The organism is Actinomyces sp. HMSC065F11 (assembly GCF_001813085.1).
In the GTDB taxonomy this organism is placed as follows: domain Bacteria; phylum Actinomycetota; class Actinomycetes; order Actinomycetales; family Actinomycetaceae; genus Gleimia; species Gleimia europaea.
The window spans coordinates 196,403-223,125 of the sequence record NZ_KV811484.1 but is presented as its reverse complement, the minus strand read 5'-3'; the positions used below and the strand labels follow the sequence as shown (position 1 = coordinate 223,125).

The window sequence follows — 26,723 nt, the reverse complement described above, 5'->3', positions numbered from 1 at the left end:
GGGTGCTTGCTGCTCCATGGCTTTCATGACGTCTTCGGACACGTCGATGCCAAGTTGGGCACTGAACCGTGCGGCGCGCATGATGCGTAAGGGGTCGTCGTCAAAGGATTGCGTGGCGGTCACGGGCGTGCGCAGAACGGCATCTGCGAGGTCTTGGAGGCCGCCGTGCGGGTCTACGAGTTCAAGGTCGGGCAGGGTGATGGCGCAGGCGTTGACGGTGAAGTCTCGCCTGGTGAGGTCACCTTCTAGTGTGTCGCCGTATTCAACTTGGGGTTTGCGTGAGTTCGGGTCGTATGCTTCTGTGCGGTATGTGGTGACCTCAACTTGGAGGTCGCCTTTGCGCGCCCCGATGGTTCCGAAGGCTTTGCCGACGTCCCAGGTTTTGTCGCCCCAGATGCCAAGGAGGCGTTCGGTGTCATCAGGTCTGGCGTTTGTGGTGAGGTCGAAGTCGTGCGGTGTTACGGCAAGGAAGGCGTCGCGTACTGGTCCGCCTACGAGGGCGAGTTCAAATCCGGCCTCGTGAAAAACGTGGCCAAGTTCGATGATTTGTGAGGGAAGTTCGGCGAGGGCTTTTTGGGCGTTGCTACGAAGCAGTTCGAGGTCGCCGCACCCCACGGCGTTAAGTGCGTTCGCATTTTGGCTTGCTTTAGTTGCCCGTTTGTTGGTTTCTTGTTCCTTTAGCATCCCTATTAGCGTGCCATGAATCCTCCCAATTCGGTATATCGGACGCGCCACGTCATAGAGTAGGGGCATGGATATTCATGACGGCACTCCTCGGATGGGTGTTCCGCGTCCCCCGCGTCGCCATTTTTCGGTGCGCGGTTTTAGGGTGAGCGCGCGGCATTTGCCGGTTGTGGATGAGACGTCGGCTGGAGGCCTGGTAATTAAGGTGCGCGAAGGCGTGCCGTGGGTCGCTGTGATTGCGCGCCGCAATCGGGCAGGCAATATCGAGTGGTGTTTACCGAAGGGCCATCTTGAGCGCGGGGAGTCGGCGGAGGAAGCCGCGGTTCGCGAGATTGCTGAGGAAACCGGTATCACGGGCCGATTGGTGACGGGTTTGACGTCGATTGATTACTGGTTTTCTACGGGAGATCGCCGGGTGCATAAGGTGGTGCACCATTATTTGCTCGAGTACGTGTCGGGCGAGGTAACCGTAGAGAATGATCCGGATCAAGAGGCCGAGGACGCCGCGTGGTTCCCGTTGGATAAGGTTTCGCGAATGTTGGCGTATCCGAATGAGCGGCGCGTGGTGGCAATCGCGTTGGATTTGCTGTACCCAGAGGCGAACGTGTGAGCGGGCGTTTTAGAGGCATTGCGATACTGCTGGCGGGAGCTTTGGTTTCCGCTGTTTGCGGCGCTTTTGGGGGGTTCGAGGCGGTAGCAACCCCAGCGGCCCCCGAGTCTGGATACACCGTGGAGATTGATGATCTAGCGCCCCGTGTTGTGACGAATCAGACGAGTGTGAAGGTTTCTGGCACGGTTAGTTTTGCGAAGGCGCAAAGCGAGGCGACCTTGAGCGTGTTTGTGCGCGCAGATTCGATGGTGACGGTATCGGATGCGAAGGCATATTTAGAGGATTTCAATTATGCGGGTGATTTTGTTGCTGCAACGACGCTGAAGGATGTGAAGGCGGGCACGCCAACTCCGTTCTCGATTTCTATCCCCACGGACGATTTACCTTTTTATTCCCCGTTTTTTTGGGGGCCGCGAGGCATCGAGGTGCGGGCTGAGGTAGAAGGCCGCGTGGTCTCGGACAGGTCTTTGTTGCTGTGGGATTCGGGTTACGAGGTCCAGCCTTTGAACCTGTCTGTGGTCAGTTCAATTGCTATGGGTGTGGATGAAACTGACCAGGGAGTTAGGGCGACGAATGCTCGCGGCGGGCAGGTCCGTGTGGCGCAAAGTTTAGCTGGTGTTGAGGGCGTGACGCTTGCGGTTGGAGCGGGCTTGCTTGAGCAGGAGGATTTCGCTCGGAGTCTGGTGAAGGCGGGTGCGGGTCCGGTGATTTCACTACCGGCAGCGGATGCGGATGTGGCTGGTATTGCCCATCTTTCGCAGCGTTCACAGATTGTGCAGTTGGTGCAAGATTCGAAGTCGGCAACAAATCTGCCGGTGACGCGCGGGGCCGGTTTGCAGGTTTTGGATGATTTTGTTTTGCCAGAGGTGGAAGAGCTTGACCGCCAGGTAGTGGATTTGTGGGCCGATCAGACGGTTGTGAGCACGGGCCAGGGACTGGCGCCTTTAGATGTCCTCACTTATGACCCGTCTGCGTGGTCTCGCTACGACGCACAGACCGGCAGTGCGGTGAACGCAGAGGAGCCCGGCACGGACCTTTTACTTGCACACAACGCATTGTCGGATCTTCTTTCTTCTTCCTCTACTTCTAAGAGCGATGAGCTAGATGTTCAGCAGATGATTCGTTCTACCACCGCGATTATTACGCGCCAGTTACCCAACCAGTCACGCACCGTACTTGCTTTGACGCAGCGTAATCCGGATAGCGAGGTCACCGTGGCCCGGGTGAAGGCGGCGCTGGGAGACCGTTGGGTGAACCCAATCTCCGTGGCGGACGTGAAAGACATGTCGGGTGCGCCCGAGCCTCGCACTGCCCTGCCGGATCTGGTTCCTTCGGCGGGTAGCATCACGGACGCGGAGGTTCGTTCTCTGTACGAAGCGATTGAGTCTACGGCTGCAATGACTTCGGCGCTGGAGGATTCGACGGGCACGGTTGCAGAGCAGCGCTCTCGCGTGTTGCTGGCGACATCTTTGGCGTTGCGAGAACAGCCAGACTTGCGCTCGCGGTTGATTAAGGGAGTGAATGAGGAAGCCGAGGCGTTGGCGACGTCCGTGAAGGTTGAGCAGTCTGCCCCCATCAATCTGTTGGATCGCAAGGCGCATTTACCTGTACGCGTTAGTTCGGCGCTTGATGAGCCGGTGAATGTGGTTGTGGAGCTGGTTTCACCTGATCCGCGCCTGCAGATCGAGAAGAGTGTTGATGTTAGTGTGCCGGCGCGCGGCTCATCGCTGGCGGAAATTCCGGTTCGCGCGATTGGTTCAGGTAATGTCGCCGTTCAAGTTAAAATAAAGGGCCCAAATGGCCTCGTGATCGATGATGCGGCACGGTTACAGATTCGCGTTCGCGCGGAATGGGAGTCTACGGGTACGCTCGTTTTCTCGATTGCTTTGGCACTTTTGCTGGCGGCGGGCATTTGGCGCACTATTAGGCGAGGCCGCCGCGTGGATATCGCCGAGGAAGGTGCGAGCGGCGGTTTGGAAACACCGCACGTGAACGAGGGTGCGCCTACTGATTTGAGTTTGGGAGGACATGATGAGTGAGGCCGAGTTGGCTGGCGATCACGACCAGCCGGTGGGTGATCCGAAGGAGTCCTCCCTGTTTAGGTCTTCGGCGATCATGGCGCTGGGCACCACGTTTTCACGAGGGCTTGGCTTTTTGCGTACTGCGCTACTTCTCGCCGCGTTGGGTGCTGCTGGGGCGAATGATGCGTTTAACGTAGCGAATACGTTGCCGAACGTGGTGTTTAACCTGTTGGCAGCGGGTTTGCTGGATGCGATTTTGGTGCCGCAGATTGTGCGGGCATTTAAGACGAGGTCTGGCTCGGATTACGTGAATCGCCTGTTGACGCTGGCTGGCCTGATCATGTTCAGTATCACGATAGTGATGGTTGCTGCCGCGGGCATTTTGGTGAATTTGACGGCCGGTTTGATGGCTCCGGCGTGGAAGTCGCTGGCAATCGTGTTTGCCATTTGGTGTTTGCCCCAGATTTTCTTCTACGGCATATATGCCCTCTTGGGTGAGTTTTTGAACGCGCGCGGCATTTTTGGCCCGTACATGTGGACGCCGGCAGTTAATAATGTGATCGCGATTATCGGTTTGATCGTGTTCATTGCCGTGTACGGTACGGCCTCGGACGTGAATGACCCGTCGGTGTGGGATTTCCAGCGCACGGCGCTTTTGGCGGGGCCGGCAACGTTGGGTGTGATTGCGCAAGCCCTGCTGCTGATCATTCCGCTCCGACGCGCGGGTGTGCGGTTGCGCTTGGATTTTCATTTCCGAGGCACCGGCTTGCGCAGGGCGTCAAAGATTGCGGGCTGGGTGTTCGCAACGCTGGTTGTAGGTCAGGTGGGCTACCTGTCTACGTCGAACATCGCGGCAGCGGCCAACGCGTGGAGTGCGCAAACCGGTGTTTTTGCGGCGTCAACTGCGGCGCTGGGCATTACGTTTACGGTGTACATGCTGCCTCAGTCGATCGTTTCGGTATCTATTGCTACGGCGCTGTTTACAAAGATCGCATCGGCAGCGGCTGATGGTAATCAGACCAGCATGGTGCGTAATTATCAGATTGGCGTGCGCTCCTCACTGTTGTTGACGATGTGGATGGCAGCGATTTTGGGCGCGGCGGCGATCCCGGTTTTCCAGATTTTGGGGCCGTCTAACGCGATTTCAGAGATGGTTGCGTATGCGAACGCTCTGGTGATTATTTTGCCGGGTCTTGCGGGCGCCGTGGTGATTATTTTCAGTCAACGCGTGTTTTATTCGATGGAGGATGGCCGACCCGTCTTTTATACGGTGCTTTGGCCAACGCTGGGCCAGGTGGTTTTAGGCTGGACGTTGATGATGTTCCTTCCTCCGGTGTACTGGCTGTTTGGGGCGCTATTTGCCGAGACCGTCTCGCGCATTGTGCAGGGTGTTTTGTCGACGTATTTTGTTCGTGCGAGGTTGCCGCAGGCGAATCCGTGGGTGGTTATTGGAGATATGGTGAAGTATGGCGCGATAGCGGTTGGCGCTGGCCTGCTAGGTATGGGGGCGCTGCATTTTGTGGGCGCGTTTGATACGTCAAACACGGTAACGGGTGCGATTTGGGGTGGTTTCTGGCGTGCAGTTCTGGTGGCCGTGGTTGTTAGCGTCGGATACTTCGCGCTCATAGCAACGATTGATCGTCGAAATTTCCAGACAGCTCTAGGAATGTTGGGGTCGCGAATCCCGTATTTCCGCCGATTTGCATCCGAGGAGACAGCTTCGGGCGACGGTGAAGGCTTCACCGACAACGGGTAGCCCCGCGTGCCGTCCTAACTGAGGATCTGACTTGCTAGAGCCCTACCGATGGCGGGTTTTGAGCGACACTGGGCGGCGGCGCGGGTTTGCCTTGCGTGCGTGTATTAGTCTTGCAGTTGATGTTATTGAGGGGGCTCTATGTCTAAAGACGATCTTGGGTCGAATGAGGATTTCGATTCTGAGCAGGATCGCGGCGATCAGTTCACGCCGGAGCAGACCAGTGGATCTTTTGATGCCCTGCTTGAGGATTTGAACGAGAAGATGGTTTCGGGCCGCTTGGCTAGTCGTTTGCGCAACCCTTTTTCCTGGGCAGGCAGACGCGGTAAGGAAACGTCAGATATTGAAGATGAGCTGAACGGTAGCGCGCCCACCTCCGATGACGCCGAGCCCGATGCGCATATCGTGGAGAATGACGCTGCCGAAAGTTCGGATGAGACGCGAGAGTTTATCTCATCTTTAGATGAGCGTTTCCCTAGCGTGCGCTCTCCGAAAATGCCCCCTCCCCCCACACTTGAAGATGAAGCTAAGACTTCGGAGTCTAGTGAGGAAGCTCAAGCGATCTCCGATTCGGATGATGATCTAAGCGAGGATGCCGTCGCCGATCATTCACTCACAGAAGAAACTAAACATTTAGCAAATATTTCGAAAAGCTTTATTAAAGCAAGGGCTGCGAAGATTGCTGCTGCAGCCGCTGCTCGAGAGAATGCTCGCCGGGCCAAAGCGGAGGCTAAGCGCCTCGAGAAGCTTGCAAAAGAGGAGGAAGAGGAGCTTCCGGAACCTGTCGAGACCGGCTGGGGCAACATCATTGATGATGCCGTTTCTGACTCGGACAGTTCCGAGAGTTCGCCCAGCGTTGGCGAACCTTCCGACGACGAGAGCGCGGCAGTAGCCTCGAAGAAGGAAGAATCTGTCCGCGAGCGCTCTTCTACGAGCATTCCGAAAGCAACGCCAACAGGTGCGCCGGTACGGATGGCTGGGGACACGGACAGCTTGAAGGCCGTCGATTCGGATTTGCCAAAGAAAGTTAGTTTCACGCGGCGTGGCTCCTCGATTATGAAACTGCCTTCGGGCACACGGGTCATTCAAAACTCGATGCGTTCGGTTCGTTCCACTGTCGATGCTTTGAACGAGGGCCAGAGTATCGATCCAACTCGGCCTACGATTGCGCTGTTTGCGGCGCTGATGGTGGCCGCTACGATCGTGTCGCTAACTACGATGGCGGGCACGCACACGTTCTCTTCATCTATTTTCAACATTGAGCCAAAGCCAACCGAAGTTGTTGAGGCTACGGAGGAAGCACCGTCGGAGGCTCCCACTCCACCACCTGCGGGCGCACCCAAGATCGCTTCGATTGACGTTATTTCATATAACAACGACGACGGTGACCACCCAGAATGGGCGCAGTACCTGTTTGATGGAGATCAGTCCACCAGGTGGCAAACTCGCTACTTTGCCCAGCCCGAACTACCTGAGGATAATCGCATTCGCCTGGTAATTCATTTGGCAGAGGAAAGCTCTGTTAAGAGCGTTAGCTTCCAGGGTCCGATTGATGGTGGGCAGGTAGATTTGCGGGTGAATGATGGTTCGGATCCGTTTGCGACGCCCGTTTTGACGTCCTCGAAGATGGCTAAGACCACTACTCTCACGCCGTCCGAACCAGCTGTGGGAACCACGGTGACGTTAGATTTCGTGGCTCTTCCCACGGATGACGAAGGACAGTTCCGCGCAAAGATTGACGAGCTCACTCTCAACTAGACGCGAACCAGATCTCAAATAGACGTTCGTTGAGCTTTTTGCGCCGCGCGTGAAATATTTACGCGCGCGAAGCGGTTAGTTAGAGTGTTATTGCGTGTAGGCCTTTTGTTTTGCACAGAAAGTTGTTTGTCTCATGGTCCATGATCTGATCATTGTTGGTTCCGGTCCCGCTGGTTATACCGCAGCTATTTATGCGTCGCGCGCGGGTTTGCAGCCGATTGTTTTTGCCGGTTCGTTTACGGCTGGCGGAGCACTCATGAACACTACGGAGGTAGAGAACTTCCCGGGTTTTCCTGAGGGAGTGATGGGTCCGGAGCTCATGGTGAAGATGCAGGAACAGGCCGAGAAGTTTGGTGCTGACGTGCGGATGGAAGACGTGGAGCGCCTTGACCTTGCATCAGATGTGAAGGTTGTTGTTTCGGACGGCGAGGAGTTCCAGGCTCGCGCGGTGATTGTGGCAACTGGTGCTGCGTACCGCACGCTGGGTTTGGAGGGCGAGCAAACTTACGCTGGTCGCGGGGTTTCATACTGCGCTACGTGTGATGGTTTCTTCTTCCGCGATAAGCAGATTGCTGTTGTTGGCGGTGGTGATTCCGCTATGGAAGAGGCCCTGTTCTTGTCCCGGTTTGGCAAGGTTACGGTGATTCATCGTCGCGACGAGCTTCGCGCTTCGAAGATTTTGCAGGAGCGCGCGCTTGCGGATCCGAATATTTCGTTCGCGTGGAACTCTGTTGTTGTGGACATGAAGGGTGAGACGAGCCTGCAGAGTCTGATTCTTGAGGACACTGTCACGGGTGAGCGCCGCGAGCTTGACGCTGACGGTCTGTTTATTGCTATCGGTCATGATCCGCGTACGGAACTGGTGAAAGATCAGCTTGAGTTGGAAGGCGCCTACATCAAGGTGGCTGATCCCACTACGAACACTTCCGTTCCGGGCGTGTTTGCGTGTGGTGATGTTGCAGATCCCCGTTATAGGCAGGCCATCACGGCTGCTGGTACGGGCGCGAAGGCCGCCCTTGATGCACAGCATTACCTGGAGAACCTGTAGATAGTTGTAACGCTTAGTTAGGGGTTAAGAATGGCTGAGACAATCGAGATTTTGGATGCCAATTTCGAAGACGCAGTGAACAGCTCTGCGTTGCCGGTGCTGGTTGATTTTTGGGCGCCATGGTGCGGCCCGTGCCAGCAGATGTCTCCGATTTTGGATGAGATTGCAAACGAGCTTTCAGACAAGATTGTTGTTGGCAAGGTAAACGTCGATGATAATCCCACGCTCGCCACGAAGTTCGGAATCGTTTCGATTCCTACAATGATCCTGTTTAAGGGCGGCGAAGCGGTGAAGACAATCGTTGGTGGTCGCGCAAAGGCCAAGCTGAAGGCTGACATCGAGTCTGGTTTGTAGTTGCAGACCTGAAGCGCTGTCTTATTTTCGAGGTTTTTCTTTGGTTCCTTGTGATTTGGGTGGCACAATCGAGAGATAAGAACTTTCCCTTCGCTTTGAAAGATTTACTACATTGGTTGAACGTCCAGATCCGCATTCCGATTCAGGTACTTGGCTAGACCCCTGGCACGGAGCGTATGCAGCGCGAGCTCATGGGTTGCGTTCGTCAGAAATCCGCGCTCTGTTTGCCGTGGTTTCGAGGCCAGAAGTAGTGTCTTTGGCTGGAGGCATGCCAAACATTAAGGATTTGCCTCTGGATTCGTTGGCTGAGTCCGCTCGCACGCTCATTTCTCGTCACGGCGCGCAGGCTATGCAGTATGGCTCTGGCCAGGGGTGGGAGGATCTTCGCCAGCGCATCACTGAGGTGATGACGTATGACGGTATTAATGCAGATCCTGATGACGTAGTTGTGACCACTGGTTCGCAGCAGGCGTTGGATCTGGTTTCTGAGATTTTCTTGGAGAAGGGCGACGTCGTGTTGGCGGAGGCTCCCTCGTATGTGGGCGCGCTCGGCACGTTCCGCGCGTACGAGGGCGAAGTTGTCCATGTGGACATGGACGAGGATGGCCTGATTCCCGAAGCACTTGAAGAGATGATCCGCCGGCTTCGCGCACAGGGGCGCCGGATTAAGTTCTTGTACACGATCCCGAATTTCCACAATCCGGCGGGCGTAACTCTTTCGGAGCAGCGCCGTCCTGTAATCGTCGAGATTTGTCGCCGCGAGCATATTTTGATTGTTGAGGACAATCCGTACGGGCTGCTTGGCTTCGACTCGGATCCACTTCCAGCGCTACAGTCTTATAATCCCGAGGGCGTGGTTTATCTGGGCTCGTTCTCGAAGATGTTCGCTCCTGGTTTCCGGATCGGCTGGGCGCTTGCTCCGCACGCTATTCGCAACAAGCTGGTTTTAGCTTCGGAGTCTGCGATTCTTTCGCCGTCCATGGTTGGGCAGATGGCTATTGAACAGTACTTGTCTGATTATGACTGGTACGGCCAGGTTAAGGTTTACAGGCAGATGTACCGGGATCGTTGCAACGCGATGATGACCGCGCTACAGGATTTCTTACCTGATTTGCAGTGGACCACTCCGAAGGGTGGTTTTTACACGTGGGTGACGTTGCCGGAGGGCCTGGATGCAAAGGCAATGCTTCCGCGTGCGGTAACCGGATTGGTCGCGTATGTTTCCGGCACGGCGTTTTACGCTGATGGCCGAGGGGGCGACCACATGAGGCTCTCGTTCTGTTATCCGCCGCCCGAGGAGATTCGTGAGGGCGTTAGCCGCCTGTCGCGCGTGATTAATGCGGAGCGCGAGTTGGTTGAAATGTTTGGCACGAATGATCGCGCAGAGTTGCCCGATGACGCGGTGTCAGCGCCGGCTCCGGATCAGGTTTAAGTGAGGAGATCGTTGTGTCTGAAACTTTGAAGATTTTGGTTGTTTCTGGTGGTTTGACGCACGAGCGCGACGTTTCGCTACGGTCTGGGCGTCGGGTGGCTACAGTACTTCGCCATGCTGGTCACACGGTTGAGGTTTGCGATCTGAATTCTCAGTTTTTACCTACGGTTGCTGAGTTCGAGCCGGATGTGGTGTGGCCACTGATCCACGGATCGGTGGGCGAGGATGGTTCGGTTCAGGATCTTCTTGAGCTGATCTCGTTCCCCTACGTTGGTTCCACAGCATCCTCGTGCGCGTTGGCGTCTAGTAAGCCAACAGCTAAGTCTTTGGCACAGCTGAGCGGGGTGAGGACACCGAAGTGGCTATCACTAAAGCAGGCTTTGTTCCGCCAGGTGGGAGCGCCCGCAATCATTCAGTCGATTGTCAATAATGAGGCCGGGCTTACTTTCCCCCTGATCGTTAAGCCTTCAGATGGTGGCTCTGCGCTGGGCCTATCAAAGGTATTTAACGAGGAAGAGCTCCGCTCGGCGATGGTTGACGCTTTCGCCTACGGAGACACCGTGATGGTTGAACAGTTCGTTCCGGGAAAGGAAATCGCGGTTTCAGTGCTTGATCTTGGCGAGCCGGTGGCGCTACCTCCGGTAGAGATCGAAACTGATGACGGCAGGTACGATTACGACGCCCGCTACAACACGGGCCGATCTAAGTTTTTTGTACCCGCGCGCCTTTCCGAGGAAGAGCTGGCAGCTGTGAGCGATGTAGCGCTGAAGGTTCATAAGACGGTGGGAATGAGGCACTTGTCTCGTATTGATCTCATCCTTGGTGAAGACGGCACGGTCTGGTTCATTGACGCCAACGTAAGCCCGGGTATGACGGACACTTCCCTGTTCCCGCTTGCCGCTGAGGAATACGGAAGTCTTAGCGGCGTATTGGAAGATATAGCCCAGTACGCTGCGGGTAATCGGGACTAGGACTTGATGTAGTACTTCTCTTTTTGACCAGCTCTTTAAGGGCTGGCCAAAATTGTTTCACGTGAAACAATTTACGGATAGTGATGCTCAGTTCCTGCTGGCAAAGGTCTGTTCGCGATGCTTTTGAAAGAGATAATCTGTTCAAAAATGAATCGCTCTAGCTTATGGTTCGCTTGGCTTGCCGTTTTAATTCAGTCGTCTAATTACCGTTCTGACAGAATCCATGCATAGTTATCTACTTGCATAGTTCCAGTATTCTGACTCGACGAATCAGATCACTCGCCTATTTGCCGCATTGACACTTTAATCAGGTTCGCGAATCTGCATATGCGCCAGATCAACACGCTCTCTGAAGGAGTCCGAACGCCCGCACGCACTCTCTCCTTAAACGAGTACGGCCTTGGATTACTTGCTGTCACCCAGTGAGCTCAAGTTGCGATAATCAATTGTTTCACGTGAAACAATTGATTGGGTAGAAAGAGTTCCACACAAAATAATTCCACACAGATAACTTCAATGTTCTTGGCTTTGATCTACATGGTGCCTACTCAAGTCGTGCAATGAGTGGCACATTGGACCGGTCATTTCATCCGTTCGATCCGCTAGACCATTGATGTGAAACCCGGTCCATTTACAGCGTAGAGCGATCCGCTAAGCATGTCGTTCCCGAGGAATAATGCCAATAGCTTGATGCTCAACCAGATGAGTTCACATGCATTCCAAGAGCGGTAAGCAAAATTGTTTCACGTGAAACAATTTGTGGAATAGCGTCTATCGAGAAGATTGCTTTCAATCAAGTATTCATTGGCACAAGAAGTAACCGCAGCTATCTTCGCGTTCTAGATAACTAACACTCGGTCTTGTCTCTAGCTCAGTGGCTTCACGACGCGTTAGTGTCTGTGCATCAGAGCGACATATATCGGTTTGCGTAGACCCCAGCCATCACACGATTCAGAAAGGGCTGATGAAGTTGTACGTGCGCGCGTGCCATCGGACTGGAATGCTGGTACTGAATGCGCGACCTGTCATGAAACCAATTGTTTCACGTGAAACATTTGGTAACGCGCACAACGTTCGCAAAAGTCGGCGGCCATGGTTCGCCTTACTTTCCGTAGTGATAACGTGAATCCTAACAACCTACAAAAGGAACACTGTAAAAGGACGCCGTTCTTACTTCCAGCACACCCTGGCACCAAAACACTAGCTCGCAACTCTACATCAGCTCGTGCTCACTGCGTACTTTACCCGGCGCAGATGCGAGCGGAATCTCCACAATCGCCAGAACCATTACGGTCTTGATCTATGACCATTCCGTTGTTGACCTACTTGGGCCAGTGCGGGGCACAAACAGGGCAGAAGCTTCACGGTGCTTACCGAGCAGACCTGTTGAGCGGGCACACGGAACGCTACCGCGCAGATCTAGTTTCCGCCTACAGCGGCGTAGCTGCCCGTCTGGTAGTAGGCGACGATCCTTACCTACGGAGGTTGGCGATTACTTGGGTAATTCTCTCCAGGTCCTCTGGGCCGGCGTACTCAATCGAGATGCGTCCTTTATGTTTGCCTTCAACTACTGTCACACGTGTGTCCAGCAAGTCAGTGAGGCGTTCTACTACGTTCGAGGCGTTTTCTGACAGGGGGCGTGGAATACGCTTCGCGCTCTTCTTCGCGGCAATGGTAGAGACTTCTCCTAACGCAACAATCTCTTCCGTTGTGCGAACTGACAGGCCTTCCGCAATGATGCGATCGGCAAGGGCATCCATCTGTGCAACGCTTGGCAGGCCGAGAAGTGCACGCGCGTGGCCCGCACTGAGCACGCCAGCAGCAAGTTTGCGTTGAACCGAAGGGGGCAGCTTCAGCAGTCGTAAAGAGTTAGCTATTTGCGGCCTCGAACGCTTAATTCGTTCTGATAACTCCTGCTGCGTGTACCCAAAATCAGACATCAGTTGCGCGTACGCATTTGCTTCTTCAATCGGGTTCAACTGCGAACGGTGCAGGTTCTCCACCAAGGCTTCACGCAGTAGCTCATCATCTTCGGTATTGCGCACGATCGCAGGGATAGTCTGCGCGCCCGCAAGCTTTGAAGCACGAAGTCTGCGTTCGCCCATTATCAGCTCGAACTTCGGGAGCCTGTCCAGCCCCTCTGCCTTTCGCTGTTCAACGAGTTCCTGATAGCGCGCAGCGCCGCCATCAATTTCGCGTACAACGATAGGCTGCAGAACTCCGATTTCCTTAATCGACTCAGACAGTTCTGCTAGTTCGAACTCGTCAAAAATTTCACGAGGTTGCTTAGGGTTAGGCACCACTAAATCAATGTCTATCAACGTGAAGTAGACTCCGGGAACCTCTACCAGATCCGGCGCATCAGAGGTCGTTACCTCGGCATCCCCAGCTTCAGTGTCCTCCGGAATAATGTCTGCAAATAGGGGACGCTTTTCACGGCCAGAACCGCCGCCACTAACAGCGTTGGAGCCAGAGTTCAAGGGACCTCCGGCGCCCGTAGTGCCACCGGAACCACCGCCCACAGCATCTAGCGAAGAAGAACCTACATCTCCACGAACCGCACGTGCATCATCAACAGATGCGCCCCTCTTCGAGGATTTCGTTGATGAAGAAGAACGCGCTTGACTTCGCTTAGAAATGCCAGCGGTCGCCGAACCGCCCTTAGCTGCTCCCTTTGCCAAGGTGTTTTTAGCCCGTGTCCCACGGCCCTTGCGTGGTGCTGGCTTCAAGAGATCAGCGGAGAGAGACTGGGAACGTCTTTCTCCCGAGTCCTTACCCGAGCCACCCGCAAAAAATAGGTCAGAGGGCCGGCCAACTTTATCCTCGTGTGCAATTGTTTCACGTGAAACATTTGCATCTCGTTCCGGAATTAGGGAACCAAGCCCGCGCCCCAGTGCGCGCCTTTCACTCGCCGCCATCTTCTACTCCTAAACTCGCCCAACGCGAAGCCAACTCGTACGCGGCCGCCTTGTAGGCAACAGCACCCTGGCCGCGTGGATCATGCCCAAAAATACTGGTTCCGAAACTTGGAGCCTCAGAGAGCTTAACCAGGCGCGGAATGTAGTTCTCCAAAACCACTCCTGGAAAATAACGTTTGATCTCGGCGGCTACTTCGGAACTAAGATTTGTACGCCTGTCGTACATCGTTAGCAGGATCGCGCCAATGGTTAGACCTGGATTCAAGTAGTTCTTGATCCGCTCAACGGTATTGACCAACATGGATAGGCCTTCCAGCGCGTAATACTCGGTCTGGATCGGCACGATTACTTGATCCGCAGCCACAAAAGAGTTCAGGGTAAGCAGTCCCAGACTTGGCGGACAGTCAACCAGCACAACGTCCACACCTCGATTGACCGCGAGGAAATCCTTAATGGCCTTGCGCAACACGAATTCGCGGCCGTCGACGGTTGAGAGTTCAAGTTCCGCACCAGACAAGTCAATCGTGGCCGGACAAACAAGCAGGTTCTCAGACTCCTCGCACGCGTGTAGACACTCAGCAAGGCTCATCGAGCTGCTCAATACATCATACGTAGAGGGGGTACCCGGCCTGTGGTCCACGCCCAGCGCCGTAGAAGCGTTTCCTTGCGGATCAGAATCAATCACCAGCACGGAAAGGCCTGCTTGAGCTAATGCAACCGAAAGGTTCACAACCGATGTCGTCTTGCCTACTCCGCCCTTCTGGTTCGCGACTGCAACAACCAGCGGTCGCTGAGGACGAGGAAACACAACACCCTCAAGTTGTGCACGCAAACTAGCTGAGCGCGCGATCTCTTCTGCAAGGGGACTAGAACCAGTGGTCACCAATGCTCCTTTCAACTACGCCTAGTGTAGTTGTTTTGCACGGTCTGGAACTCGCGGGCTTGCCGGGTGTGAACAATACCCCGCAGCGAAGCCTGTGGAGAACTGCGCTAACGCTTCTTCTGCATCTCCACTACGCGAGTTGATTCTTCTTCCATGAGAGAAGGCACTTCGTGAACATGCACGCGCCCCACGTTGAACTTCTTGAGCAGGGGCCGCGCGGCCTTCACTTCCTCAGCGGCTCGCCGACCTTTCAGAGCAAGCATCTTCCCGCCGGGCAATACTAGCGGCATTGTCCACCGCGTCAACTGCTTAAGGTTGGCAACAGCGCGAGAAGTTACAATGTCGGCTTCGCCAACATTATGAAGCTCCTCCGCTCGCGCATTGTGGATCGTAACGTTTTCGAGCCCGATCTCACCGGCCACATCAGCAAGCCACTCACACCTGCGCACCATAGGTTCAACAAGGTGTACATCCAGATCCGGCCTCGCGATGGCAACCACCAGCCCGGGGAATCCCGCACCCGAACCCACGTCCAGAACCTGCACGCCCTCGGGAATGAAGCCTAGAACGGCTGCCGAGTTCACGATGTGTCTGGACCACAGCCGCGGCAATTCGCGTGGACCAATGAGGCCGCGAAGCTCACCTTCTTCAACGAGCATGCGCGCAAAGTGATCCATCGGCCCAAACTGGGGGCCGAAGAATTCGCGAACTGCCTCATTCGGCTGTTCAACAAAAGAGCCGTCCGGGGCAGCCTGCATAGTAGTTTCCACCTTGTTCGAAGGCCCTACCTACTCTGCCGAATCCGAGCTTTCGCGGGGCTCTTCTTCGCTATCTTCCTCAGCAAGCTTGCCGGGCAGAATCACTACGCAGCGGTTCGGCTCAACGCCTTCGGACTCAGACATGAGGTTCTCGCGCGCGGCCACATCGTGACAAATTTTGCGCTCAAACGGGTTCATCGGCTCAAGCATCACGGCCTCGCCGGTGGTGCGCACACGCGTGATTGCCTCTTCGGCGATCGCGGTAAGTTCCCGACGCCTATCGGCGCGGAATCCCGCAATGTCCAGCATGAGGCGCGAGCGCTCACCCGTCTCGTTCTGTACCGCTAGGCGCGTGAGCTCCTGCAGAGCGTCAAGTACTCGACCATCCTCGCCCACCAGACGCTCCAGGCGCGAGGACGGGTCTTCAGAGCCGATTTCCACGAGGGCACGATCGTTCTCAACGTCGAGTTCAATGTCGCCGTCAAGGTCAGCAATGTCGAGGAGTTCTTCGAGGTAGTCCGCCGCAATGTCACCCTCTTCAACGAGGTGAGCGATGCGGTCCTTCTTGGGGGTTTCGTCAGTCATTTTGTACCTTCTGGATCTTTCTAGCAGTACCCGTGGTGCTGCTATGCCTGGTCTTTTTGATCCTTACCTTGCTTCTTTTTGCGTGCGGCGTCGCGACGCTGTTGGCGGCGCTCCTCCCGCTTGCGTTCAAGTTCTTCAGGGGACATTCCCTGCTGGCGTTCCTTGATCTGGCGTTCGCGTTCAATCCGGCGGCGCTCCGCCTGGTCTCGCAGCTGCCTCTCACGCTTGGTGAGGCGTTGCGGCTGGTTACGTTCCTTCGCAGCTTCCGCGTTGCGCCTCGCGATTTCAAACTTGCGCGTCCAACGCTCATCCGGCATCGCATCCCACTCGGAATATGCCAACTCGCGGTAGGCGCCAAGCTGCTGTTCAGCAGTTACGTCTGCACCAAACTTCGTGGGAATCTTCTGCTTCGGCGCAGACTTCTTTACCTTCTTCAAAGTGCGTTCAACGAGGTCGGCGCGGCCCTGCTCATCGTCAGCATCAAGCGTGCGAACTTCGTTGTCATATTCTTCGAAAACGGGGCGAGCCCACTCAATGTAGTCCTTGCGGCGCTTGCCCATGAGTTTGATGTACGCGTCGGAGCCAGGAGTCGGCATCTGCGCAATGGTCCAGAACTGCTGGCCCATGGTCCACAGGTTGGTGGTGAACCAGTAAACCAGCACACCCGTTTGGAAGAAGAAGCCAGAAACACCCATGATGAGAGGCATTGTGTACATCATCATCTGCTGGCTACGCATCATCGGGTTCGAGGGGTCCTTAGCCGATTCCGGCATGTTCTTCATGGTCAGCTGACGCATCGTGATGAACTGCGTGATGACCATGAGAACGATCATGACGACGATGACGATCTTCGGGGTAAGACCATCAGCTGTTGGGAACGTTGCAGATAGCGGCGCGCCAAACAGGGTAGAGCCTTCAATCTCTGCCGCCTTCGACGCCGTTAGCGGGCCCAGCGAGGAGTACTGGTATGTGCCTTCTGCAATCGGTCCGGTGGATGCAAGCACACGAAAGAGGGCGAAGAACACCGGCATTTGAAGTAGGACTGGCATACAAGAGGAGTACGGAGAGGTTCCGTGTTCCTTGTACAGGGCCATCATTTCCTCGCTCATGCGCTGGCGAGAAGCTTGGTCCTTCTTGTTCTTGTACTTATCTTGAAGTTTCTTCAACTCCGGCTGCAGTGCCTGCATGCCTCGGGAGGCCTTGATTTGCTTGAAGAATAGCGGAATAAGGAGGATACGAACGATGATGGTGAGGCCAATGATGGACAGCACCCATGCCGGTCCAGAACCGTCATCCATGCCAAGGAAAACGAAGACGTCGTGCAGACGCACCATCACCCAGGCAACTGCAACCTTGAAGGGGTACAGAAGCTTGTCAAACCACACGGTTAGACTCCTTACTTATTTTAGGGTTCTTCCCATTCGTCGTCTTTTGGCCTCACGTAGAGCTCTGGTTTCCACTTACCCTTATCGGGCACGTGATCCACACCGCCCAATGACCACGGATTGCATCTGAGCAGCCGCCACGTCGCAAGTATTAGTCCTTTAGCAGGTCCGTGCACTTCCAACGCTTTGACAGCGTAGCTGGAGCAACTCGGATAGTACCTACAGGTTGGCGGCATTCCCGGCGATATGAACTTCTGATAGAAGCGTACAGGCGCTACCAGGATACGCGAAATAGGATTCATTTCGCGCTCCGCGCCAATGCACGTGAAAGCGCATCATCTACTGCCTCTTCAAGTTCATGGTAGTCGCTACCACGAGCTCCTTCGAGAACTCGAATCACGAGGACGGTGCCAGGTGGAAGTGTTTGCACTCTGTCACGGCAAATGTGCCGCAACTGCCTCTTCACTTTATTGCGAGCAACTGCCCGGGCAAATACCTTCTTAGGTACGACGAAACCGACGAGGCGCTCATTTTGAGAAACCTCGCCGGTCAGTACGTGAACTACTAACTTCCGGTTGCCCGCGCGTTCACCAAAGCGGAATACTTTGCGAAATAGCTCCGGGTCTCGTAAGCGGCTTTGAGCTGATAGCACTCAGGCAGATAGCTGCTTGCGGCCCTTGCGGCGGCGGTTTGCCAAGATTGCGCGTCCTGCACGCGTGCGCATACGCAGGCGGAAGCCGTGCTTCCTGGAGCGGCGGCGGTCATTCGGCTGATAAGTACGCTTCGTCACTTTGATCTCCTCAGGCTTGAGGGCGCCTGAAGGGCCCTCCCTATCTCCACATTTACTGCTAACGCAAAAAGCGCGCACTAAATGGTGCAGTGTCTGCACATACAACGATCCAGCTTATTGATTGCTTTTCGTCTAGTCAACGTGGTAGGAAACGAGATTCACCACATTTACGATCACCAACTGTGAATAACTCTGGGCATAACTACACAGTTGTGGCTGTGCATAAGTTCAATACGAAATCGTTGTATACGAAACTTAATTGCGTGAAAACAGTGGGAACCACATTCGTGTAGTTCTTTTCGTGTTATCCACAAAGTTTTCCCCATTGTGGGGATAACTTCACTAATTAGGTGTAAAAGTGACAAACTAAGGGAAGTTGAATGATCAGCCGTGTGTTACGTCACGTTTGGAGAAGGAGCTGAGGTGGACGGCAAAAAGTTAAGCGCCGCTTGGAACACCGTTATAGCGGACCTTTTAAAAGACGACGAAATTGGTCCATCCGTTAAAGCGTTCTTGTCTACAACGCGTCCACTCGGCGACTTGGAAGGCACCATTTTGGTGGCAGTCCCAAACGAGTTCACTAAGACTTTTATTGAAAAGAATGCCAATGACGCTATTTGTAGCGCTCTTTCAAACTATGTTGGATCATCCGTTCGGATCGCAATCACGGTTGATCCCTCCCTCAATGAGGAAGTCGAAGCCGAGATTGATAAAGCTGAGCAGGCTGAAGAGTTAGCTCCTGCCGTGGATATTGCTGGCCTGTCACAGTCGCGTCCCTCCACTGCAGGGAAGGTCGAAACTGAGGTGCACCCAATCCAAGCGGGCAACCAAGCTACGTCCTCGCCAATTGATCTTTCTGGCTCAAGACTCAATCCCAAGTTCACCTTCGATACTTTCGTTACCGGCTCTTCCAACCGTTTTGCTAACGCCGCAGCTACGGCCGTGGGTGAAATGCCAGCCAAAGCCTACAATCCTCTTTTTATCTACGGCGGTTCGGGACTGGGTAAAACCCACCTGCTGCACGCGATTGGTAACTACGCGCTTTCGCTCTACCCGAATCTGAAGGTCAAGTACGTGAGTTCAGAAGAGTTCACAAATGACTTTATTAACTCAATTCGAGACGACCGCGCTGAGCAGTTTCAACGTCGCTACCGTGAGGTAGACATCCTGCTCATTGACGACATCCAATTCATCCAGGGCAAAGAACAGACAGTCGAAGAGTTTTTCCACACTTTCAACACGTTGCACAACGCGAACAAGCAGGTTGTTATCACCTCGGATGTGCCGCCGAAGAAGCTCGAGGGCCTAGGTGACCGCATGCGGTCGCGCTTCGAAATGGGGCTACTCACTGATATTCAGCCACCGGATCTAGAAACCCGTATCGCTATTTTGCGTAAGAAAGCTATCGCGGAGAACCTCGATGTCAATGATGAGGTACTAGAGTTCATCGCCTCGCGAATTTCCTCAAATATTCGCGAACTTGAAGGCTCATTACTTCGCGTCACGGCGTACGCGCAGATCACTAATCAAGAGATCAACAGGTCGCTTGCAGAAGTGGTTCTGAAAGACGTTCTTTCAGACCCGGATGACACCGAGATCACGATCGCAATGATCATGGGGCAGGTTTCTGACTACTTCCAGGTCAGCATTGAACAAATGAACTCAGCTGACCGATCCCGCCAAATTGTCGAGGCGCGGCAAATTGCCATGTATCTGTGCCGCGAACTGACCGAACTCTCTCTACCCAAGATTGGCCAGGCATTTGGGGGCCGTGATCACACGACTGTTATGCACGCCAATAAAAAAATCTCGCATCAAATGACAATGAAACGTGAAATCTACAATCACGTCACCGAACTCATCAGTCGAATCCGCGCTCAGGCGCGGCAAAGCCAGTAGTATCCACATGGTTTTGTGAATTCATGTGGATAAGGGGCTGATTCTTTACCTTGTACCACGAAATTCTGTGGATATATTTCTATAGGTAATTCCCTAATTCACAACTAGTATTCTCAATCACCAGGGTTATCCAGATTTCATTAACAATATAAAAGTGCACCACATCGGCGAAAAATCGACTTATCCACAGTTTGCACACCGCCTATGACTACTACTGGAATTACAAATTATTATTTCTATGTCCGCACAGAAAAGAAAAATCTGTGGATTGCAGGTTCGCGGCGTGGCACCTTGCATCAGCGCTGGAGTGTGATCCAGCAACGTGCCTAATTGGATAAAATAACGTAAAGTGAAACAGCTAGTACTAATGATTGAAAGTGAGGCGGACTGTGAAGTTCACCGTTGAGCGCGACGTGCTATCTGAAGCCGTTAATTGGACTGCACGTACAGTTCCCACGCGTCCTTCCGTGCCTATTCTCGCCGGTGTTCGCATGGAAGCAGCCGATGGAGTTCTTACGCTTTCATCATTTGACTATGAAATTTCAACGCGTTCAGAAATTCCAGCAACCGTTGATGTTGCAGGAGAAGCCCTAGTTTCTGGTCGCCTGCTTGCATCGATCGCTAAGTCATTGCCCAATCAACCGGTTCAGTTCACGCTTGAAGGCCCGAAAATGAGCCTGGATTGCGGCACCTCTCATTTCACCCTGGCCACGATGTCGGTTGATGAATATCCCCCATTGCCAGTGATGCCCGAGGTACGCGGAACTATTGATGCCCAGGTTTTTGCGCAAGCCATCGCTCAAGTTTCAGTTGCAGCATCCTCTGATGACACCATTCCACTTTTAACTGGCGTGCGAATGGAAATTGAGGATGACACGATTACGCTTTTGGGCACAGACCGCTACCGTCTAGCCATGCGTGAGTTTAAGTGGGAGCCGGCTCAGCCCGGTATTTCCACAGCTCTCTTGGTGAAGGCGCGGGTGCTTGGTGATGTCGCAAAGTCGATGACTTCAGGGGGAAGTGTTGAACTAGCCTTCGACACTGAAGCAGCGGGCGCAGCGAACTCTCTAATCGGTTTTGTATCTGGCTCCAAGCGCACCACGTCAACTCTCATGGATGGAGACTACCCGCCGGTACGTCGTCTATTCCCCGATGATGCGCAGATTCAGGCAGTGGTCGATCGCCACGAGCTTGTAGAGGCAGTCAAGCGCGTATCTTTGGTAGCAGAGCAACGTACTTCTGTTCGTCTCGGTTTTGAAGACGGGCAAGTGAATCTAGAAGCGGGTACCGACGACAACGCACAGGCCTCTGAAGTAGTAGCCGCGACCGTCGAAGGCGGTAGCTTGACTACTGCGTTTAACCCGAGATTCCTTGAAGGTGGACTTGGCGTAATTGACACAAGCCACGTCCGTTTCTCTTTCACCGATGCCGCTAAACCTGCAGTAATTACCGGACAAAAAGATGAGTCTGGTGATCAAGACGATTCCTTCAAGTACCTCATTATGCCTATCCGTTTTGGAATCTGATTTCACTAGCGGTGCCGCGGTATATTCGCACGTAGATGAACGCACTGATTGCTAAGGAAAAAGTCAAAGATTAGCTAGTGAGGAGAAGATATGTATATCTCGCATCTAGCTCTTGATGACTTTCGGTCCTACAAACACGCAGTTGTTGAGTTTGCACCGGGCACCACAGTTCTACTAGGCCGCAATGGACAGGGCAAAACTAATCTCGTAGAAGCTATTGCATACCTTGCAAATCTTTCTTCACACCGCGTGGCAGCGGACACTGCTCTCGTGCGATTTGCTAAATCAGATGAGCAATCCCCAGCCGGCGCAGTAGTACGCGCGAAGGTAAGAACCGGAGGCAGAGACCGCGTAGTCGAGCTGGAAATTATTCGCGGACGCGCAAACCGAGCCAAGCTTAATCGTGCGCCAGTACGTCCAACTGAGTTAATGGGAGTTGTCAAAGTTGTCATATTTGCTCCCGAAGACCTCGACCTAGTCAAGGGTGATCCAAGTGGTCGACGCAAGTTTCTTGATGAAATAGCAACACAAATGTGGCCTGCTGCCAGAGCTGTAAAAAACGATTTTGATCGGGTGGCAAAACAGCGTGCGGCTCTGTTAAAACAGTTGGGAAAAGATCGTAGAGCGGGTAGGCACGTAGACTATTCGGGTATAGAGATCTGGAATGAGCAGTACATTCCGCTGGCCCGGCAGGTACTTGCATATCGTTTGAAGACTGTTCAAGCTTTAAATCAACCCGTTACTCTTGCTCATGACATCGTTTCTGAGGAGGCTCGCAAGCTCGCTCTAAGGTATGAGCACTCGTTAAATGAGGTTGACCAGGTTGATACTGGAGATTTATTTTCGCAAGTTCTTGAAGAGCCCGGGGCATACGAGGAACGACTGAGATTCGCGCTGAGTCAGGCGGTTGACCAAGAGATTGCACGGGGCGTGAATTTAATTGGACCTCATCGGGATGATCTTGGGATGACTCTCGATGAGATGCCGGTCAAAGGTTTTGCCTCCCACGGCGAATCCTGGTCGGTTGCACTAGCTCTGAGACTAGGTGCATTTGAGGCTCTTGCTGGCGAAGCAGGAACTGGTGAGGAACTGGATCCTCCTATCTTGATTTTGGATGATGTGTTTTCCGAGCTCGACGGTAAACGACGAGAGGCCGTATTGGGAGCAATAGAGCGGGCGCAGCAGGTATTCATAACCGCAGCGGTTGGAACGGATTTGCCCGCAGAACTTGACGCGACGGTAATGACGGTTCACCTTGACCGGCGGGAGGGCTCGATTGTTAGAGAGTCTCTAACAGCAGATATTTACGAGAAGTCAACTACGCCAATTGATGATGCAAATTCGACAGGCTCTGATGGGGCGAGTGCTCCATGACATCAAAGAATGAGTTTGAAGTAAGAGCGGCTAGCTATGCTCAAGAGGCCGTGCGCCGGCAAAAGCAACTTGCGCAAGATTCTGGCTACTATCCCGAGACGGCTGCCAAGGCCCGATTGCTGAGCGAGCGCGGCGGTAAATCACGCGCTAGCGCATTTCGTAGCAAAGGCGGCGGATCTGGTCGCAGGGGTTACGGCTATGATAACGAGGGTTCGAAGGAAGGGCTTGCCACCTCCAAACTGGGTACCGGTCCATCAAAGTATGATCCGCAACCGGTGGACAACGTAATTGGCAATTTGGTCAACAGGCTCGGATGGTCTTCAGTGCTAAGCATTGCCACGATTGCTGCTAGGTGGCCAAGTATTGTAGGTCCTTCAGTCGCGCAGCACTGCAAGGTGGAGACGTTTGAAAACAACGTCCTTGTGGTTAAGACCTCATCAACCGCCTGGGCGAATCAAATGAAGCTTTTGCTCCCTACGCTAGAGAAGCAGATCGCACAGGCTTTTGGAGAGAATGCGGTAAAGCGGGTCATTATAAGAGGACCTCAGGCACCGTCGTGGAGAAAGGGCCGCTTACACGTTCCCGGTCGTGGTCCGCGTGACACATACGGGTGAGAGATTCACTAAGGAAGGCACATCAAAAATGCCTGTAAAAGTTATACACAGGTTTTCCCACCGTTGTGAATGACTTTTAACTGACATTTTTGGGGTTTTTGAATTACAAGGTTGACTGACCTAGAGTGCGTTGCTCGAATCTGTGGATATGACAAAAAGTGGTAAGATTATAAAGGTTTTTAAGTGTAAATCTGCGTGTTTATGCGGTTTTTGACAGTCATCTTCCCGTGGCTTGAAATCCCGCATCTGATTGATCTTTCGGGTTTAGCCCGGGCGCAGTTTGCTTCCCGCTAGAAAGGGGCTAGTTTGGCTGACCTAGAAGCCCGCCAGGCACAGCAAAATGGTGGTTACGACGCATCGAACATTACCGTTTTGGAAGGCCTAGAAGCTGTTCGCAAACGACCGGGTATGTACATCGGTTCAACCGGCGAGCGCGGTCTTCACCACCTGGTGTACGAAGTCGTTGATAACGCAGTTGATGAGGCGCTGGCCGGATACTGTGACCATATTGAAGTTACGATCCGCGAGGACGGCGGAGTCACGGTTCAAGATAATGGCCGCGGTATTCCTGTGGACATGCATCCCACGGAAGGTCGCCCAACCGTCGAGGTGGTAATGACCATCTTGCACGCGGGCGGAAAGTTCGGAGGCGGTGGATACGCTGTGTCCGGTGGTTTGCACGGCGTGGGTATTTCCGTGGTCAACGCGCTTTCGTCTCGCGTGGAAACAGAGGTGCGCCGTCAGGGTTACGTGTGGAGGCAGACGTTTGGTAACGGCGGGCACCCCCTCACTGATCTTGTTCGCGGAGAAGAGACCGACGAGACCGGCACGTCTCAAACTTTCTATCCGGATCCTTCAATTTTTGATTCCGTTGAGTTTTCGTTCGAGACTTTGCGCAGCCGCTTCCAGCAGATGGCCTTCTTGAACAAGGGCCTGCGGATCACCCTCACGGATGAACGTCCAGGTGTTATTGACGAGGGTGACGAGATCACCGGGGACGACCTCGGATCTAATGACGATCCAATTTCCGGTTTCCGCCAGGTTACTTACATGTACGAGGGCGGCCTGCGTGACTACGTCAACTTCATTAACAAGACGAAGAAGGCTGAAGTCATCAACAGCGAAATCATTGACTTTGAAAATGAGAACGCTGAGGGCTCCATGTCTATTGAAATCGCGATGCAGTGGACCCGCGCCTACTCCGAAACGATCCACACATACGCGAACACGATCAATACCACCGAGGGTGGTATGCACGAGGAGGGTTTCCGTTCCGCGCTGACTTCTATTGTCAACAAGTACGGGCGTGAGAAGGGGATCCTTAAGGATAAGCAGGACAACCTCACGGGCGATGATATTCGCGAGGGCCTAACCGCTGTTGTGTCGGTAAAGCTCACAGAGCCGCAGTTCGAAGGCCAGACCAAGACCAAGCTCGGTAACGCCGAGGCCCGAACTTTCACGCAGCAGCAGGTGTACACGCAGCTCGGTGATTGGTTTGATGCGCATCCGACCGATGCGAAAGCAATCATCCTCAAGGCTCTGGCTGCTCAGGAGGCGCGCCTAGCTGCGCGCAAGGCAAGGGAAGCGACCCGGCGAAAGAGCGTTCTGGAATCCGCATCGATGCCGGGTAAGCTCCGCGACTGCTCGTCGCGTAACCCGGAAGACTGTGAAATCTTCATTGTGGAGGGCGACTCGGCGGGTGGTTCCGCCGTTATGGGCAGGGATCCTGAGCACCAGGCCATCCTGCCTTTGCGCGGCAAGATCTTGAACGTTGAAAAGGCACGCGTTGATCGCGCGCTGGACAGCAACGAAATCCGCGACCTCATTTCCGCACTCGGCACGGGTATTGGAGAGGAATTTGATATCTCCAAGATTCGCTACGGCAAGATCGTGCTGATGGCGGATGCTGACGTTGATGGCCAGCACATCACCACTTTGTTACTGACTTTGCTGTTCCGCTACATGCGTCCGTTGGTGGAAGAGGGCCACGTGTATCTGGCGCAGCCGCCTCTCTACCGGCTCAAGTGGACCAATGCGCCACACGAGTACGTTTACTCCGATAGGGAGCGTGACGAACAACTCGCAGCGGGTAAGAATGCGGGATACAGACTTCCTAAGACCGGTGGCGTGCAACGCTACAAGGGTCTTGGCGAGATGAACCACGACGAGCTTTGGGACACCACGATGGATCCTTCAAGGCGACTACTAAAGAAGATAGATGTTGCCGAGGCGGCATCAGCTGACGAAGTGTTCTCCGTTCTGATGGGGGACGACGTGGAATCTAGGCGTTCGTTTATTCAGCGCAACGCACAGGACGTGCGCTTCCTAGACTTCTAGTCAACCTGGTCAAATTCGGATCGAAAGCTTATAAGGGACGGAAATAACGTGAGTGACGAAAATCAGACTCCTGATGAGGTAGCCGCAACCGAACAGACCGGTGCCGTGGTGGCTCAGAGGATTAGCCACGTTGACATTGAAGTTGAGATGCAACGCTCCTATCTCGACTACGCAATGTCCGTAATCGTGGGACGCGCACTGCCAGAGGTTCGTGACGGTCTAAAGCCGGTACACCGACGGATTCTTTACGCAATGTATGACGGCGGCTACAGGCCAGACGCGGGTTTTTACAAGTCGATGCGCGTAGTTGGAGACGTGCTATCTCACTACCACCCGCACGGTGATGTTTCGGTTTACGATGCGCTCGCTCGCCTCGTACAGCCCTGGTCCATGCGCTACCCCCTGGTGGCTGGCCAGGGTAACTTTGGCTCGCCAGGAAACCTAGGCCCCGCTGCTCCGCGTTATACGGAGTGTCGCATGCATCCCATGGCTATGGAGATGGTTCGCGATATTGACGAGAAGACAGTTGACTTTGTTGACAACTATGACGGGCGTAACCAAGAACCAACGGTATTGCCGGCACGGTTCCCGAATCTCCTGGTGAACGGGTCTGAGGGTATTGCAGTTGGTATGGCCACTCGTATCCCGCCGCATAACCTGCGTGAGGTTGCTCAGGGCGTGCAGTGGCACCTGGATCATCCGGAGGCAAGCCGCGAAGAGCTTCTAGAAGCACTCCTCGGCATCATCAAGGGCCCTGATTTTCCGACGGGCGCAACGATTCTTGGTAAATCCGGCATTGAGCAGGTCTACCGCACCGGGCGCGGACCGATTGTGCAGCGCGCAGACGTTACAGTTGAAGAAATCAAGGGACGCACCTGCCTGGTGGTCACCTCATTGCCATATCAGGTCAACCCAGACAACCTCGCATCCAAGATTGCGCAGCTCGCAAAGGATGGAGTAATTCAGGGCATTGCGGATATCCGCGATGAGACTTCGGGTCGATCCGGTATGCGTCTTGTGCTT

At 54.1% G+C, this 26,723-nt stretch carries 23 protein-coding genes; 14 read left to right on the top strand and 9 right to left on the bottom strand.

Annotation, left to right across the window (positions count from 1 at the left end; genetic code table 11):
- Nucleotides 1-684: CCA tRNA nucleotidyltransferase (locus tag HMPREF2891_RS08340; RefSeq protein WP_261666860.1), on the bottom strand; the 684-nt coding region annotated here is incomplete at its 3' end.
- 67 nt (nt 685-751) lie between these two features.
- Between HMPREF2891_RS08340 and HMPREF2891_RS08335 the strand changes: the two genes are divergently transcribed.
- The 8 genes from HMPREF2891_RS08335 to HMPREF2891_RS08300 all read left to right on the top strand — a co-directional run bounded on the left by HMPREF2891_RS08335 (nt 752) and on the right by HMPREF2891_RS08300 (nt 10,631).
- Nucleotides 752-1,294 carry an NUDIX hydrolase gene (locus tag HMPREF2891_RS08335; RefSeq protein ID WP_070618849.1) on the top strand — a complete coding sequence of 181 codons (543 nt, stop codon included), beginning with the start codon at nt 752-754 and terminating at the stop codon, nt 1,292-1,294.
- The gene (locus HMPREF2891_RS08330; protein WP_070664963.1) at nt 1,291-3,333 is read left to right on the top strand and encodes a DUF6049 family protein; all 2,043 of its coding nucleotides are present in this window, start codon (nt 1,291-1,293) and stop codon (nt 3,331-3,333) included. Before HMPREF2891_RS08335 ends, HMPREF2891_RS08330 begins: the two co-directional genes overlap by 4 nt.
- A complete protein-coding gene (gene murJ / locus HMPREF2891_RS08325; RefSeq protein WP_070664961.1) occupies nt 3,326-5,071 on the top strand; it encodes a murein biosynthesis integral membrane protein MurJ in 1,746 nt (581 codons plus the stop codon). The genes HMPREF2891_RS08330 and murJ overlap by 8 nt, the downstream gene beginning before the upstream one ends.
- 138 nt (nt 5,072-5,209) lie before the next feature.
- Nucleotides 5,210-6,826, top strand: a complete 1,617-nt coding sequence (locus tag HMPREF2891_RS08320) for a hypothetical protein (protein ID WP_070664959.1) — start codon at nt 5,210-5,212, stop codon at nt 6,824-6,826.
- Nucleotides 6,827-6,959: 133 nt separating this feature from the next.
- Nucleotides 6,960-7,874 carry a thioredoxin-disulfide reductase gene (trxB, locus tag HMPREF2891_RS08315; protein ID WP_070664957.1) on the top strand — a complete coding sequence of 305 codons (915 nt, stop codon included), beginning with the start codon at nt 6,960-6,962 and terminating at the stop codon, nt 7,872-7,874.
- Between the two features lie 30 nt (nt 7,875-7,904).
- Complete coding sequence (gene trxA, locus HMPREF2891_RS08310; protein ID WP_070664955.1) at nt 7,905-8,228, top strand: thioredoxin; 324 nt, start codon at nt 7,905-7,907, stop codon at nt 8,226-8,228.
- 112 nt (nt 8,229-8,340) lie between these two features.
- On the top strand, nt 8,341-9,660 hold the full coding sequence (locus HMPREF2891_RS08305) for an aminotransferase-like domain-containing protein (RefSeq protein WP_070618867.1): 1,320 nt from the start codon (nt 8,341-8,343) through the stop codon (nt 9,658-9,660).
- Nucleotides 9,661-9,674: 14 nt separating this feature from the next.
- Nucleotides 9,675-10,631 (top strand): D-alanine--D-alanine ligase family protein, encoded by a 957-nt coding sequence (locus HMPREF2891_RS08300; RefSeq protein WP_070618871.1) that lies wholly within the window; start codon nt 9,675-9,677, stop codon nt 10,629-10,631.
- Nucleotides 10,632-12,103: 1,472 nt separating this feature from the next.
- Here HMPREF2891_RS08300 and HMPREF2891_RS08295 read toward each other — a convergent pair.
- The 8 genes from HMPREF2891_RS08295 to rpmH form a co-directional block, all read right to left on the bottom strand.
- The gene (locus HMPREF2891_RS08295) at nt 12,104-13,549 is read right to left on the bottom strand and encodes a ParB/RepB/Spo0J family partition protein (protein ID WP_070664953.1); all 1,446 of its coding nucleotides are present in this window, start codon (nt 13,547-13,549) and stop codon (nt 12,104-12,106) included.
- Nucleotides 13,536-14,432 (bottom strand): ParA family protein, encoded by an 897-nt coding sequence (locus HMPREF2891_RS08290; protein WP_070664951.1) that lies wholly within the window; start codon nt 14,430-14,432, stop codon nt 13,536-13,538. The genes HMPREF2891_RS08295 and HMPREF2891_RS08290 overlap by 14 nt, the downstream gene beginning before the upstream one ends.
- 107 nt (nt 14,433-14,539) lie before the next feature.
- Nucleotides 14,540-15,190, bottom strand: coding sequence for a 16S rRNA (guanine(527)-N(7))-methyltransferase RsmG (rsmG, locus tag HMPREF2891_RS08285; RefSeq protein ID WP_070618881.1), 651 nt, complete (start codon nt 15,188-15,190; stop codon nt 14,540-14,542).
- Between the two features lie 30 nt (nt 15,191-15,220).
- Complete coding sequence (locus HMPREF2891_RS08280; RefSeq protein WP_070664949.1) at nt 15,221-15,775, bottom strand: Jag family protein; 555 nt, start codon at nt 15,773-15,775, stop codon at nt 15,221-15,223.
- A gap of 41 nt (nt 15,776-15,816) precedes the next feature.
- Entirely contained in the window at nt 15,817-17,160 is a 1,344-nt protein-coding gene (gene yidC, locus HMPREF2891_RS08275) for a membrane protein insertase YidC (RefSeq protein WP_083309350.1), read from the bottom strand.
- Between the two features lie 20 nt (nt 17,161-17,180).
- Nucleotides 17,181-17,462 (bottom strand): membrane protein insertion efficiency factor YidD, encoded by a 282-nt coding sequence (gene yidD, locus HMPREF2891_RS09455; protein WP_083311320.1) that lies wholly within the window; start codon nt 17,460-17,462, stop codon nt 17,181-17,183.
- Nucleotides 17,459-17,812, bottom strand: a complete 354-nt coding sequence (gene rnpA / locus HMPREF2891_RS09450; RefSeq protein ID WP_083309352.1) for a ribonuclease P protein component — start codon at nt 17,810-17,812, stop codon at nt 17,459-17,461. Before rnpA ends, yidD begins: the two co-directional genes overlap by 4 nt.
- Nucleotides 17,813-17,950: a 50S ribosomal protein L34 gene (gene rpmH / locus HMPREF2891_RS08265; protein WP_070664947.1), complete on the bottom strand. Its 138-nt coding sequence runs from the start codon at nt 17,948-17,950 to the stop codon at nt 17,813-17,815.
- Nucleotides 17,951-18,373: 423 nt separating this feature from the next.
- Here rpmH and dnaA point away from each other — a divergent pair, with 423 nt between their 5' ends.
- The 6 genes from dnaA to HMPREF2891_RS08235 form a co-directional block, all read left to right on the top strand.
- A complete protein-coding gene (dnaA, locus tag HMPREF2891_RS08260; RefSeq protein WP_070618890.1) occupies nt 18,374-19,849 on the top strand; it encodes a chromosomal replication initiator protein DnaA in 1,476 nt (491 codons plus the stop codon).
- Nucleotides 19,850-20,238: 389 nt separating this feature from the next.
- Nucleotides 20,239-21,375, top strand: a complete 1,137-nt coding sequence (gene dnaN, locus HMPREF2891_RS08255) for a DNA polymerase III subunit beta (RefSeq protein ID WP_070618893.1) — start codon at nt 20,239-20,241, stop codon at nt 21,373-21,375.
- 90 nt (nt 21,376-21,465) lie between these two features.
- Nucleotides 21,466-22,749, top strand: a complete 1,284-nt coding sequence (gene recF / locus HMPREF2891_RS08250; RefSeq protein WP_083311319.1) for a DNA replication/repair protein RecF — start codon at nt 21,466-21,468, stop codon at nt 22,747-22,749.
- Nucleotides 22,746-23,363 (top strand): DciA family protein, encoded by a 618-nt coding sequence (locus HMPREF2891_RS08245; protein WP_083311318.1) that lies wholly within the window; start codon nt 22,746-22,748, stop codon nt 23,361-23,363. The genes recF and HMPREF2891_RS08245 overlap by 4 nt, the downstream gene beginning before the upstream one ends.
- 306 nt (nt 23,364-23,669) lie before the next feature.
- The gene (gene gyrB / locus HMPREF2891_RS08240; RefSeq protein ID WP_070664945.1) at nt 23,670-25,700 is read left to right on the top strand and encodes a DNA topoisomerase (ATP-hydrolyzing) subunit B; all 2,031 of its coding nucleotides are present in this window, start codon (nt 23,670-23,672) and stop codon (nt 25,698-25,700) included.
- 48 nt (nt 25,701-25,748) lie between these two features.
- A partial coding sequence (locus HMPREF2891_RS08235) for a DNA gyrase subunit A (protein WP_410002360.1) occupies nt 25,749-26,723 on the top strand: 975 nt, incomplete at its 3' end.